Consider the following 12,702-nt stretch of genomic DNA (forward strand, 5'->3'; position numbering starts at 1 on the left):
ATGCTCAGAGTCGGTTTTTTTATTCCCTGATCATACACAGGACTGGCTGGAGTTTTTATGTCCCATAATCATATTCATGCCCATGGCGATCCGTCCAAAATCGGCGAAGTGCGTCTGATCTGGGCGGTGGCCGCCAATATGCTGCTGACGCTGGCGCAAGTGATTGGTGGGCTGATTTCCGGCAGTCTGTCGCTGATGGCGGATGCGCTGCACAATTTCAGCGACGCGGCGTCTCTGCTGATCGCTTTGGTGGCGATCCGTTTGGGGCGGCGTCCGGCCGATGCTCAGAAGACGTTTGGCTACAAGCGTACTGAGACCCTGGCGGCGTTTGTCAATCTGTTGCTGTTGTTGATGATCGGCTTTTATCTGATGGTCGAAGCGTTCAAACGGTTTTATGCGCCCGAGCCGATTACGGGTTGGATTGTGGTGGTGGTGGCCGGGATCGCCCTGATAGTGGACGTGTTTACCGTACTCCTGACCTGGGGACCGTCCAAAAACAGCATGAATATGAAAGCGGCGTTCCTGCACAATCTGGGGGACTCACTGGCCTCGGTCGGGGTGATGATTTCCGGTACCTTGATTCTGCTGTATGGCTGGGTCTGGGTGGATGCCCTGATTACCCTGGCCATTGCCGGGTACATTCTCTGGCAGGCGGTGGTGCAATTGCCCAAGGTCGCGCATCTGTTGATGGACGGTGCGCCCAGTCAGATCAGTCTGGCCAGGGTACGGGGTTTGCTCGCCGAGAGTCCCGGTGTGGTCAATGTGCATCACCTGCACCTGTGGCAGATTGATGAGCATCAGATTGCGATGGAAGCGCATATTGTGCTGGACGATCTTGAGCAAATGGAACAGATCAAATCGCCATTAAAGCAGGCTCTGTCCGACAAGCTCGGGATCAAGCACGCGACGCTGGAGTTTGAAAGCCGCGATTACCCTTGCCCAGACCGAAATGAACCCTAGCAGCCGATTGGCTTAAGTCCGACAGGCTGCTAGCCCGCGTTTGGCTCAAAACACCGATTTTCTAGAGAATTTGAACAAGGATAGCAACGACATGAACGCAACCGAAATGAAGCAGGCTTTAGAGCAGTTGACCGATCAGGATTATCAGGCCATTGTGGACGGCGCGGGTCTGGTAATCGAAAACGACGAAACCTTGGTCATTGGTCGACCGGATCAGGCCTTTGTGATTTTTGAAATGGGCGACGAATCGTTTGATTCGACCGAGGCCTTGAAAGCGTCATTAATGTCGCGCGCAGAAGGGTTGATTCAGGAATATTACCAGTACAACCCGGTCAGCAAGGCTTACTTTAACCGTGCGTTGCAGGCTTTTGTTCAGGAGCACGGCCCGGAGGCTTTTGTGTCCATGCCGGGCAAGACGGCCACGGTGGCGGTGTTTGCGGAAAAGGGCGAAATGGTGTGTGAAGACGCCAGCAGCACGCGTTTTGAGTATGGTCTGAATCTGACGCTGGAAGAAGCGATGCCGGCACTGGCGATTCGCAATAAGGTCAAAAACTGGGTCCAGTCCGGTGGGGCTTACGAGGACTACATCAGCGTCAATGTGTGCCGTTTCAGCTGCATCGAATAGTCTCCGACAGATCAGAGAGGCTGCAAGTCAGCTTCTCTGGCATCTCTGACCGAATCAAACCTCGTCCAGTTTCCGGATCTTTTTGAACGCCTTCTTGACCGCTTTGGCCACGGTGTCATCCACTTCGATGTGTTCCTGCCCGGACATGTAAAACGACATGTCAATGTCGTAGCGGATGTAACGGGGAGGAATGCGGTTGAGCGCCATACAGGCCAAATCGGCCAGTTGCTCTTCGTTCAGACCGCTTTGGAGGTAGTTTTCATTGATGTGATCGAAAACCCTGCGTTCATAATAATTATGAACGGACTCTAATGTGGACATAACCGGCTCCTGTTTGCGCGTGTCAAACCATCAATATAGCCGATTCGCACACAGAAAAAAACCGCTTTTTTATTAACCCGAATATTTCACAAATTTGCACCGACCTTGCTTGCCCCTTGATTCCACAAGCAATATTTCCTCAGTCGGTCGTAATCATGGATACGACGCTTCTTCGGAAACGAAGAACTCGACGCCCGAAGGGGTAAGTCGAGAAATTTCCTTGTGAAAATAAGTTCCTGCGCAATCTCAGCACAAATTCATGAAACATTCGGGTTAGGCCTGGTAGTTTTTACGTCGGTTTATTGCTTTCGCGGGCCAGGGCGCGGTGACCGATGTCGGTGCGGTAATAGGCATTGTCCCATTGAATCTGTTTGACCGCCTGATACGCCCGCGCCTGGGCATCGGTGACGTTCTCGCCCAGGGCGGTCACACAAAGCACCCGGCCGCCGGCGGTGACCAGATCCCCCTTGTCATTGGTGGCGGTTCCGGCATGGAACACTTTGGTGTTGGCCGAGTTGGCCCGGTCAATGCCCTGAATCACATCGCCCTTGTGATAGCTTTCCGGGTAGCCGCCTGCGGCCATGACCACGCCCAGCGCCGCACGGTCATCCCATTGGGCATCCACCTGGTGCAAACGTTGTTCGACCGCGGCCAGACACATTTTGGGCAGGCTGGATTGCAGTCGCATCATAATCGGCTGGGTTTCCGGGTCGCCAAAACGGCAATTGTATTCCAATACCTTGGGCGTGCCGTCCTCGGTAATCATGATCCCGGCATACAGAAAACCGGTGTAGGGATGGCCGTCTGCGGCCATGCCGTCAATGGTCGGCTGGATCACTTCGCTCATAATCCGCTTGTAAATCTCGCGGGTGACCACCGGAGCCGGGGTGTAAGCGCCCATGCCGCCGGTATTGGGGCCGGTGTCGCCATTGTCACGGGCTTTGTGGTCCTGAGAGGTGGCCATCGACAGAATGTGTTCGCCGTCGGCCATGACAATGAAGCTGGCTTCCTCGCCCTGCAGGAATTCCTCGATCACCACGCGGGCACCGGCTTCGCCGAACTTGTTGCCCGAGAGCATGTCGTCCACGGCCGCTTTGGCCTGTTCCAGCGTTTCAGCCAGAATCACGCCCTTGCCCGCGGCCAGACCGTCGGCCTTGACCACAATGGGCGCGCCGACCTTGTCCAGATAGGCGTGGGCCGGGGCCACTTCGGTAAACACCTGATAGTCAGCAGTGGGAATCCGGTGCCGCGCCAGAAAGTCCTTGGAAAAGGCCTTGGAGCCTTCCAGCTGGGCGGCGGCCTTGCTCGGCCCGAAGCACTTGAGACTGGCCTCGGCAAAGGCATCCACCACGCCCTCGACCAATGGGGCTTCGGGGCCGACAATGGTGATGTCGATCCGTTCGTCCTGAGCAAATTTGACCAGGCCTGGTAAATTGTCCACCGCAATGTCGACATTGGTCAGGCCGGGTTCCAGCGCGGTGCCGGCATTGCCGGGCGCCACAAAGGTGGTTTGGACATCCTTGTCCTGCGCACATTGCCAGGCCAGAGCGTGTTCGCGTCCGCCGCTTCCAATCACTAATACGTTCATATCAAATCCATTCAATTTTGTAAGTTCGTCCGTTCTGCTAAGTCCGACAGGCTGCCGGATAAAAAATAAGCGTTTTGCTCAAGGTCAAGGCGGGTAATGCAGGCCATAGCAACGCTATGGCCAAATTTCCCAACGCAGAGATTGAGCAAACAAGCTATTTTTTCATTTTTAATGGCGGAAATGGCGCATGCCGGTGAACACCATCGCAATCCCATGTTCGTTGGCCGCATCGATCACTTCCTGATCGCGCATGGAACCGCCGGGATGAATCACCGCGGTAATGCCGGCTTCGGCGGCCGCGTCAATGCCATCCCGGAAAGGGAAAAACGCGTCCGAAGCCATGACCGATCCGGGCACTTCCAGTCCTTCGTCGGCGGCTTTGATCCCGGCAATTTTGGCGGAATAGACCCGGCTCATTTGCCCGGCGCCCACGCCAATGGTCTGGCCGTCTTTGACGTAGACAATGGCGTTGGATTTGACAAATTTGCCCACCTTCCAGGCAAACAGCAGATCGGCCATTTCCTTGTCGGTCGGAGTCCGTTCGGTGACCACGCTCAGGTCGGCGGCGGTGATCATGCCCAGATCCCGGTCCTGGACCAGCAATCCGCCGGTGACCCGTTTGAAGTCGTGTCCCGGCTGGGCTTCCGCCAGTTCGCCACAGGTCAGCAGGCGCACGTTTTTCTTGGCGGCTACGGCCTGTTCGGCTTCGGCGGTGACCGTGGGGGCGATGATCACTTCCACAAACTGCTGGTCGACAATGGCTTGCGCGGTTTTGCCGTCCAGAGCGCGGTTGAAAGCGATGATGCCGCCAAAGGCCGAGGTTGGATCGGTTTCGAAAGCGCGCTGATAAGCGTCCTGCAAGTCGGTGCCCATGGCCACGCCACACGGGTTGGCGTGTTTGACGATCACACAGGCGGTTTCATTAAAGGTCTTGACCAGTTCCAGCGCGGCATCGGTGTCGGCAATGTTATTGAACGACAGTGCCTTGCCCTGAAGCTGTCTGGCCGTGGACACACTGGCTTCGGTCGCATTGCGCTCGGTGTAAAACGCGGCTTTCTGGTGCGGGTTTTCGCCATAGCGCATGCTTTGTTTTTTCACAAACTGGGTGTTGTAGGTGCGCGGGAAGGTGTCGCTGGCGTCTTCGCTGAAGCGCTGGCCGAAATAATTGGCAATCGCGCCGTCATAGCGGGCGGTCAGTTCAAAGGTTTTGATCGACAGATCAAAACGGGTGGCATCGGACAGCGCCCCCTGACTGGCTTGCATTTCCTTGAGCACACGCACATAGTCGTCCGGGTCGGTCACCACGGCCACATCGGCGTGGTTTTTGGCCGCGGAGCGCAGCATGGTGGGACCGCCAATGTCGATGTTTTCGATCGCGTCTTCCAGCGTGCAATCGGGGTTGGCCACCGTGGCTTCAAACGGGTAGAGATTGACCACGACCATGTCGATCGGATCAATGCCGTGTTCGGCCATGACCGCGTCGTCGGTACCGCGGCGTCCCAGCAGGCCGCCGTGAATTTTCGGGTGCAGGGTTTTGACCCGTCCGGCCATCATTTCCGGAAAACCGGTGTGTTCCGACACTTCGGTCACATCCAGCCCGGCCTGCGTCAGCGCTTTGTAAGTGCCGCCCGTGGACAACAGGGCCACGTCCATCTCGGCCAGGGATTTGGCAAAATCGACAATGCCGGATTTATCGGAAACACTGAGCAGTGCGCGACGAACGGGTTTCATAAAGCTTCTCCAAAAGGTGGTTTAAGACGGTTGGGTAATCTGGTAATGCTGCATTTTCTTGCGCAGGGTGTTGCGGTTGATGCCCAGGATGGCGGCGGCGCGGCTTTGATTGAATTCGGTTCGCGCCAGCACATACTCCAGCAGAGGCTTTTCCACTTGGCTGATCACCATCTGGTAGACATCGGTCGGGGTTTCCTGCTCCAGTGTCTGAAAGTAGTGCGCCAGTGTCTGGGTGACGTGCTCGTTCAAAGGCGCCGGTGTCTGCTGGGCCTGATTGGGCGAGTCGGTGACAGGCATGTCCGTCATTTGGGTGTTGTGTGAATGGTTCATGTCAAAAAACGGTCGATCAGTTCCAGTTGCTGGTCCGTCTGGTCCAGTCGGTTAAAGGCTTGCCGCAATTGGGTGCCCCGGGGCAGATGCCGGCTGTACCAGCCAATGTGTTTGCGCGCGATTCTGGCCGCCTGAAGCTCGCCGTAAAGCGGGATCAGGGCCTGAATGTGGCGACGCATGACCTGGCGAAACGTCTCGGTCCCGGGTGGGGGCAGGGTTTCACCGGTGTTCAGAAAGTGTCGGATTTCCCGGAAAATCCAGGGGTATCCCTGGGCCGCCCGGCCAATCAACAGGCCATCGGCGTCGGTGTATTTTAATACATCCTGCGCCTGTTTTGGGGTGCAAATATCGCCGTTGGCCATCACTGGCAAAGTGATCGCCTGTTTGACCTGACGGATGGTGTCGTATTCGGCCTGTCCCTGAAATCGGTCGGCCCGGGTGCGGCCATGAACGGCCACGGCCTGAAGACCGCAGGCTTCCGCCAGTTGGGCGATTTCGACGGCATTGCGCTGATCGGTCCGGACGCCGGTGCGCAGTTTGACCGTCACCGGCACCGAAACGGCGGCCACCAGCGCATCGAAAATGGCGGCCACGCGTCCGGGGTCGGCCATCAAAGCCGAGCCGGCGGCGACGGCACAGACCTTTTTCGCGGGGCAGCCCATGTTCAGGTCAATGACTTGCGCCCCGCGGGCCACCTGGAAACGGGCGGCCCGGGCCAGGTCTTCCGGCTCGGTGCCCAGTAGCTGGACGATGCGCGGCTCGGTTTCATCGGCCTGAGCATGACGGGTCTGGGATTTGCGTGAGGCTTCCAGACCGGGTTTGGACGCGACCATCTCCGACACTGTGTAGTCGGCGCCTTCCGATCGGCACAGATCGCGCATGGCCCGATCGGTCACCCCGGCCATGGGGGCCAGGGCCAGAATGGGGCCGGTTTGGGCAAAAGGCCAGCTCATGCCGGGGCAAGCAGTGTCAGTTGCGACCAGTCCTCAAGGCTGCGATGTTCGCGGCAGACAAAGCCCTGCTGTGCATAGTGCGCAATCAGGTCATCGGCCTGAGTGGTCAACAGGCCGGAAAGCACCAGAGTGGCTCCCGGTTGGAGCAAGGCGCGGAAATTGGGCAGCAGGCTTTTTAGCGGGCCGGCGAGGATGTTGGCGATCACCAGATCGGCGCGAGCCGGTTGGCGGGCTTCGAAATCGGCCACCAGATCAAATGCGATGTCGGCCTGATTGCGCTCGGCATTGTCGCGACTGGCGCGAATGGCCTGGGGATCAATGTCGGTACCGGAAACCTGTTTGGCCCCCAGTTTTTTGGCGGCCAATGCCAGCACGCCCGAGCCACAGCCGTAGTCGATCACGGTCAGGTTTTGGGGTGGCTGGGCGTCCAGCCACTGCAGACACAGCGCGGTGGTCGGATGGGTGCCGGTGCCAAACGCCATGCCCGGATCCAGCATCAAGTTCACCGCGTCGGGCTGGGGTGGCTGGTGCCAGCTGGGCACGATCCACAGACGCTCACCGAAACGCATGGGTTCAAACGCGTCCATCCAGGCCCGAACCCAGTCCTTGTCTTCCAGAGGTTCAATCGAAAACCCGTTTTTGACCAGGCCTGGTGATTCCGGCAGGGCCGGATCGGCCAGAACCTGATCCAGAATCGCCTCTGGGATCACATCGGCGTCAAACAAGGCGACCACTTCGGTATTGGCCCAAATGGGTGTGGTACCGAGTTCGGGTTCGAAAATGGGCTGGTCGGCGGCATCGGCAAAGGTAACCGAGGCCGCACCCGCTTCGGAAAAGGCGTCGGACAGGGGTTCGGCCAGGCTCTCTTGAACCGTGGTTTTGATCTGAATCCAGGCCATGTCAGATCAGGTGTTCCAGCCGGTGCTCCAGATAATGGATATTGGGGCCGCCTTCGCGGAAACCGAGATCGCTCATGATTTCTTCCTGCATGGCGACATTGGTGTCAATGCCTTGAATGATCAATTCGTGCAGGGCGGTTTCCATGCGGGCAATCGCCGATTCACGCGTGGCCCCAGTGCAGATCAGCTTGCCGATCATGGAGTCGTAATAGGGCGGCACGGTATAGCCGGTGTAAATGTGTGAATCCCAGCGCACGCCGGGGCCGCCGGGCAGGTGCAGACGCTCGATTTTGCCGGGCGAAGGCACAAAGTTTTTGGACGGGTTTTCGGCGTTGATGCGGCATTCGATCGCATGGCCCTGGATTTTGACGTCTTCCTGCTTGATGCTCAGAGGATGGCCGGTGGCGATTTCAATTTGCGCCGCGACCAGATCGATGCCGGTGACCTGTTCGGTGACCGGATGCTCTACCTGCAGGCGGGTGTTCATTTCGATGAAATAAAATTCGCCGTTCTCATACAGGAATTCAAAGGTGCCGGCCCCACGGTAATTGATTTCCAGACAGGCATTGACGCAGGCCTGGCCGATGCGATCACGCTCTTCCTGGGTGATGCCGGGCGCAGGCGCTTCTTCAATCACTTTCTGGTGGCGGCGCTGCATCGAGCAGTCGCGTTCACCCAGATGAATGGCGTTGCCCTGACCGTCTGAGAGCACTTGTACCTCGACGTGACGCGGGGTTTCCAGGAATTTTTCCATGTAGACTTCCGGGTTGCCGAAAAAATTGCCGGCTTCGGATTTGGTCAGTTGGATCGATTTGATCAGGTTGGATTCGGTGTGGACCACGCGCATGCCGCGTCCGCCACCGCCACCGGAGGCTTTGATGATGATCGGATAGCCGATTTCACGCGCCATCCGTTTGTTTTCCTCTTCGTCCTCGCCCAGGGGGCCGCCGGAACCCGGCACGGTGGGCACGCCCGCCGCTTTCATAGCGCGGATGGCCGAGACCTTGTCGCCCATAATGCGGATGGTTTCGGCTTTGGGGCCCATAAAAATGAAGCCGCTTTCTTCCACGCGCTCGGCAAAGTCGGCGTTCTCGGACAAAAAGCCGTATCCCGGATGAATGGCTTCGGCGTCGGTGATTTCGGCCGCCGAAATGATGCTCGGAATGTGCAGGTAACTCTCGCTGGAAGAGGCCGGGCCAATGCAGACGGACTCATCGGCCAGCAGGACGTGTTTGAGGTTGGCATCGGCGGCGGAATGCACGGCCACGGTTTTGATGCCCTGTTCCCGGCAGGCGCGCAGAATTCTTAGCGCGATTTCGCCGCGGTTGGCAATAAGGATTTTTTCAATCATGGGTTGTCTCATGTGTGACTGGCTGTTGGCAGAAAATCGGTTTCGCCCCTTTGGGGGCGGGCTTGTTCCGGTTTATTCAATGATAAACAGAGTCTGGCCGTACTCGACCGGTTCGGCGTTCTGTGCCAGAATTTTCTTGACGGTGCCGGACACTTCCGCTTCGATCGGGTTCATGATTTTCATCGCTTCGATGATGCACAGCGTGTCGCCTGGGTTGACCTTGTCGCCGACCTGTACGAACGGCGCCGCGTCCGGCGAAGAGGCTTCGTAAAAGGTTCCGACCATCGGTGAAGGGATTTTTTGACCGCTGGGTTCGGCGTCGGCCTGAGGCGCGCTCTGTTCCGGTGCGGCCTGAGGCGCTGGTTCGGCATTCTGGGCGGGCATGGTGTTGACCGGCGCGGCCATGTGTTGTGGGGCCTGCATCATCACCGGCTCTTTGGAGCGGGTGATGCGAATATTATGCTCGCCTTCCTTGATTTCGATTTCGGCAATGTCGGAGTGTTCCACGATTTCGATCAGTTTGCGAATTGAGCGAATGTCCATAATAAAAAAGTCCTTTGCGGGTGAAATATACGTCTATTTGAGTTTTTCGACAGCGGCGGTCAGGGCCAGCTGATAGCCGATGGTACCCAGCCCGGCAATGACGCCTTCGGCCAGGTCGGAAAAATACGAGTGGGCGCGAAAAGGTTCACGCCGATGAATATTGGATAAATGCACTTCGATAAACGGGATTTTGACCGTGGCCAGCGCATCGCGAATGGCCACGCTGGTGTGGGTGAAGGCCGCCGGATTGATGATGATAAAGGCCGCCTCGTCCATGGCATCGTGAATGCGTTCGATGATCTCGGTTTCGCTGTTGCTCTGAAAATGCAGCAAGCGTACTTCGTAGTCGTCGGCCAGTGCTTCAAGGTCTTCAATCACATTGGCCAGTGTCTGGCGCCCGTAAATTTCGGGTTCACGTTTGCCCAGCATGTTCAGGTTGGGACCGTTGATGACCAGAATGTTTGCCATGACGTACCGCCTTCACCCATTGCGTGAAAATAATGAAAATTATACCCGATTAGAACCGGCTTGAATACGCAGGCAAAACAAAAACATTCACGAATTGTTATGAACGGTCCTGAAAAGCTGTGTTTCGTAAATACTTCGGAGAGTAAGCTTTTAAACTTGGCCTGCCTGCTGGGTTTGCAGAAGATAGTGGTCAAAGGCTTTTCTGTCCAGAGGGCGGGAGAAATAATAGCCCTGATAATGGAAGCAGCCCAGCCGGATCAGTTTGTCTTTCTGGGCTTCGGTTTCGACCCCTTCGGCCAGCACTTCCAGCTTGAGCGCACGGCCCATGGCAATAATGGTTTCCGTCAGCACCTTGTCATTCTGGTTGCTTTCCAGGTCGGTGATAAAGCTTTTGTCGATTTTGACCTGACTGATCGGCAGCTGCTTGATGCTGGACAGAGAGGAATAGCCGGTACCGAAATCGTCCATGGAAAAGATGATCCCCGCTTCGCGCAAGGCCTGCATTTTTTCCAGAGTGTCCAGCATGTTGTCCAGCGCGACCGATTCGGTGATTTCCAGTTTCAGGCGTTCAGGCGGAATCTGATAATGGTGCACAATGTCGAGCACTTCGCGCACAAAATTCTGCTGGCGGATCTGACGGCCGCTGACATTGACCGACAAAGTGAGGTGACTCAGAACCGGGGTTTTCTGCCAGGCACAAAGCATTTCGCAGGCCTGTTGCAATACCCAGTGCCCAATCTGGATGATCAGATGGCTTTCTTCGGCCAAGGGGATGAAGTCAACCGGGGACACCATGCCTCTCTGCGGATGCTGCCAGCGTATCAATGCCTCGGCACCCAGCAAATGGCCCTGTTGGTCCACCTGAGGCTGAAAATGCAGTTGCAGTTCGTCTTTTTCCAGCGCCCGCCGCAGGTCCTTTTCCAATAGCAGGCGGTCTTCCAGCTCTTTCTGCATGGTGGGATTGAACAGTCGAATGGTATTGCGCCCGGCATTTTTGGCCTGGTACATGGCGTTATCGGCCTGCTTGAGCAGTTCGTCCAGATCGTTCAACCCATCACGGAACAGAGCGATGCCGATACTGGGGCTGTTGTAATGCTCGATGGTGTCCAGATGATAGGGTTGGGTCAGGGAGTCACGGATCTTTTCGGCAATCTTTTCGGCGTCTCGGGCGGCCAGGCGTTCGTCATTGCTCATGGCTTCGCAGATCACCACAAATTCATCCCCTCCCAGGCGCACGATGGTGTCGGCGTCCCGTGACACGTCCTTCAGCCGTTCCGACACCTCGATCAACAACTGGTCGCCGACATCGTGCCCACGGGTGTCGTTGAGGTGCTTGAAATTGTCCAGATCAATAAACAGCACGGCCCCATAGGTGTGGTGGCGTTCGCTCATGGCGATCGCGTGTTCCAGGCGTTCAATCATCAAGCGCCGATTCGGCAGGCCGGTCAGTGGGTCATAAAAGGCGAGTTTGCGAATTTGTTCTTCATCTTCCTTGCGTTGGGTGATGTCGACAAAGGCGCCGATGTAATGCGAGATTTTGCCTCGGTCATTATAGACGGCGGTGATGGTCAGGTATTCGGCATAGACCTCGCCGTTCTTGCGTCGGTTCCAGATCTCGCCCTGCCAGCGGCCCTGTTTTTTCAGATCGCGCCACATGGTTTCGTAAAATTTTGAGCTCTGCTGACCGGAGCTGAGCACCGCCGGGGTTTTGCCGATGACTTCATGCGGCGCATAGCCGGTCAGGCGGGTGAAAGAGTGATTGACCTTGAGAATGTGGCCGTCGGGATCGGTGATCACGATGCCTTCCTGCACATTGAACGCGGTGGCGGCAATTTTGAGTTCCTGACGGTTTTGGTTGATCAGGTGTATGGCCGCGCCGAGCAACACTACCAGCAGAGTGATGAAAATCAGGCTGGCGCTTAAGCGGTCGTCCAGCTGACCAAGGAAGGGTGCTTCGGCCAACGCTATCATATAAGCCGCAGGTTTGTTTTCCAGGTCGCGAATGCTTAAAAAACTGGCCAGGTACGGTTGGCCGTTTAACTTGTAACCGATGGCAAAGGAGTCTCCCTGACGCATGTTTTTGGTCACGACCGGCATCTGGCTCAGAATCTGGCCGCTTCGGTCGGAAAAACTGGAGGCTCTCGGCGGTGAGTTTGGCAGGTCCTTGCTGGTGTCGGTTTCAATCCAGTCCGGGTTGAAGCGGCTCTGGGTGTAATAGTTTTTGAAATGCTGAAACAGGGCATGTTTTACCCGCGGGTGCAGGATCAGGCTGTATTCCCGGCTGGAATCGATAAAGGCCATGTCTTGGCGCAGGGCTTCAAAGGCGTGACTGAACTCAACGGCACCCAGGTGCTCGCCCTCGTCAATGATCGGAAACACATTGCGAAAACCGGGCAATACCCGGCCCAGACCGAAACCGGAAACCGGTTTGAGCGTTTCATTGGCAATGCGAAAGGAATCGCGCAGACCGGACAGGTCATCGCCATAAAAATCCGGTCGATGCATGCGCAGCAGGCTGGTATTGTCCGGCAGGGTAAACTGAAACTGATAGATGTCGGACGCCTTGAGCTGAGCGTAAACCGGATTCATTTTGCGCTCAAGCCGCTTGCGCGCCTGATTGCGTTTGGCCGGGTCCTGGGCCTGGTGCAACAGGGCCAGCACATCCGGCTGCATGATGTAGGTGTTCAGAAATGCGCGCTTGCTTTTTTTCTGCAAATGCTGGACCGAGCGCCAGGCCAGCGTCAGGTCGGAGAGTTTTTTGTCAATGTATTGCTGTTTCTGTTGGTCGCTCTGGTGATTGAGAAAGCTCATGCCCCCCAGCCACACGGAAACCAAAAGCAGAAACAGCCACAGAAAGTTGAATTGGGCAGTGGTCAGCCAGCGCATAAAAAACCGCCCTTGTGAAACCGGATAAGCATTCCGGCATTATAACG

General features: G+C 56.6%; 12 protein-coding genes. 2 read left to right on the plus strand and 10 right to left on the minus strand.

Features of this window, described 5'->3' with window-relative positions; genetic code table 11:
* The first annotated feature begins 57 nt into the window (after positions 1–57).
* Together A377_RS0107450 and A377_RS0107455 are read left to right on the plus strand one after the other, a co-directional pair.
* Positions 58–960 (plus strand): cation diffusion facilitator family transporter, encoded by a 903-nt coding sequence (locus tag A377_RS0107450; protein ID WP_019895629.1) that lies wholly within the window; start codon positions 58–60, stop codon positions 958–960.
* Between the two features lie 91 nt (positions 961–1,051).
* A complete protein-coding gene (locus A377_RS0107455) occupies positions 1,052–1,585 on the plus strand; it encodes a hypothetical protein (protein WP_019895630.1) in 534 nt (177 codons plus the stop codon).
* Between the two features lie 54 nt (positions 1,586–1,639).
* Here A377_RS0107455 and A377_RS0107460 read toward each other — a convergent pair whose 3' ends face one another.
* The 10 genes from A377_RS0107460 to A377_RS12765 all read right to left on the minus strand — a co-directional run bounded on the left by A377_RS0107460 (position 1,640) and on the right by A377_RS12765 (position 12,655).
* Entirely contained in the window at positions 1,640–1,906 is a 267-nt protein-coding gene (locus tag A377_RS0107460; RefSeq protein ID WP_019895631.1) for a late competence development ComFB family protein, read from the minus strand.
* Positions 1,907–2,195: 289 nt separating this feature from the next.
* A complete protein-coding gene (gene purD, locus A377_RS0107465) occupies positions 2,196–3,494 on the minus strand; it encodes a phosphoribosylamine--glycine ligase (protein WP_019895632.1) in 1,299 nt (432 codons plus the stop codon).
* 168 nt (positions 3,495–3,662) lie between these two features.
* The gene (gene purH, locus A377_RS0107470; protein WP_019895633.1) at positions 3,663–5,225 is read right to left on the minus strand and encodes a bifunctional phosphoribosylaminoimidazolecarboxamide formyltransferase/IMP cyclohydrolase; all 1,563 of its coding nucleotides are present in this window, start codon (positions 5,223–5,225) and stop codon (positions 3,663–3,665) included.
* A 21-nt stretch (positions 5,226–5,246) separates the two neighbouring features.
* The gene (locus A377_RS0107475; protein ID WP_051083174.1) at positions 5,247–5,522 is read right to left on the minus strand and encodes a helix-turn-helix domain-containing protein; all 276 of its coding nucleotides are present in this window, start codon (positions 5,520–5,522) and stop codon (positions 5,247–5,249) included.
* A gap of 29 nt (positions 5,523–5,551) precedes the next feature.
* The gene (gene dusB / locus A377_RS0107480) at positions 5,552–6,508 is read right to left on the minus strand and encodes a tRNA dihydrouridine synthase DusB (protein ID WP_019895636.1); all 957 of its coding nucleotides are present in this window, start codon (positions 6,506–6,508) and stop codon (positions 5,552–5,554) included.
* On the minus strand, positions 6,505–7,407 hold the full coding sequence (gene prmA / locus A377_RS0107485; protein WP_019895637.1) for a 50S ribosomal protein L11 methyltransferase: 903 nt from the start codon (positions 7,405–7,407) through the stop codon (positions 6,505–6,507). Before prmA ends, dusB begins: the two co-directional genes overlap by 4 nt.
* A gap of 1 nt (position 7,408) precedes the next feature.
* Complete coding sequence (gene accC / locus A377_RS0107490) at positions 7,409–8,758, minus strand: acetyl-CoA carboxylase biotin carboxylase subunit (RefSeq protein ID WP_028485360.1); 1,350 nt, start codon at positions 8,756–8,758, stop codon at positions 7,409–7,411.
* 72 nt (positions 8,759–8,830) lie between these two features.
* A complete protein-coding gene (gene accB, locus A377_RS0107495) occupies positions 8,831–9,301 on the minus strand; it encodes an acetyl-CoA carboxylase biotin carboxyl carrier protein (RefSeq protein WP_019895639.1) in 471 nt (156 codons plus the stop codon).
* Between the two features lie 33 nt (positions 9,302–9,334).
* Positions 9,335–9,769: a type II 3-dehydroquinate dehydratase gene (aroQ, locus tag A377_RS0107500; protein WP_019895641.1), complete on the minus strand. Its 435-nt coding sequence runs from the start codon at positions 9,767–9,769 to the stop codon at positions 9,335–9,337.
* Positions 9,770–9,919: 150 nt separating this feature from the next.
* Positions 9,920–12,655: a bifunctional diguanylate cyclase/phosphodiesterase gene (locus tag A377_RS12765; RefSeq protein ID WP_019895642.1), complete on the minus strand. Its 2,736-nt coding sequence runs from the start codon at positions 12,653–12,655 to the stop codon at positions 9,920–9,922.
* Between the last annotated feature and the right edge of the window lie 47 nt (positions 12,656–12,702).

Origin of the sequence: Hydrogenovibrio halophilus DSM 15072 (genome assembly GCF_000384235.1) — a bacterium.
Lineage (GTDB): Bacteria > Pseudomonadota > Gammaproteobacteria > Thiomicrospirales > Thiomicrospiraceae > Hydrogenovibrio > Hydrogenovibrio halophilus.

Bases quoted from the DNA above. Each gene is read 5' to 3' on its own strand.
- accB (WP_019895639.1), bottom strand. From the start codon at position 9,301: ATGGACATTCGCTCAATTCGCAAACTGATCGAAATCGTGGAACACTCC.
- A377_RS0107450 (WP_019895629.1), top strand. From the start codon at position 58: ATGTCCCATAATCATATTCATGCCCATGGCGATCCGTCCAAAATCGGC.
- purD (WP_019895632.1), bottom strand. From the start codon at position 3,494: ATGAACGTATTAGTGATTGGAAGCGGCGGACGCGAACACGCTCTGGCC.
- dusB (WP_019895636.1), bottom strand. From the start codon at position 6,508: ATGAGCTGGCCTTTTGCCCAAACCGGCCCCATTCTGGCCCTGGCCCCC.
- A377_RS0107475 (WP_051083174.1), bottom strand. From the start codon at position 5,522: ATGCCTGTCACCGACTCGCCCAATCAGGCCCAGCAGACACCGGCGCCT.
- aroQ (WP_019895641.1), bottom strand. From the start codon at position 9,769: ATGGCAAACATTCTGGTCATCAACGGTCCCAACCTGAACATGCTGGGC.
- accC (WP_028485360.1), bottom strand. From the start codon at position 8,758: ATGATTGAAAAAATCCTTATTGCCAACCGCGGCGAAATCGCGCTAAGA.
- A377_RS12765 (WP_019895642.1), bottom strand. From the start codon at position 12,655: ATGCGCTGGCTGACCACTGCCCAATTCAACTTTCTGTGGCTGTTTCTG.
- purH (WP_019895633.1), bottom strand. From the start codon at position 5,225: ATGAAACCCGTTCGTCGCGCACTGCTCAGTGTTTCCGATAAATCCGGC.
- prmA (WP_019895637.1), bottom strand. From the start codon at position 7,407: ATGGCCTGGATTCAGATCAAAACCACGGTTCAAGAGAGCCTGGCCGAA.
- A377_RS0107460 (WP_019895631.1), bottom strand. From the start codon at position 1,906: ATGTCCACATTAGAGTCCGTTCATAATTATTATGAACGCAGGGTTTTC.
- A377_RS0107455 (WP_019895630.1), top strand. From the start codon at position 1,052: ATGAACGCAACCGAAATGAAGCAGGCTTTAGAGCAGTTGACCGATCAG.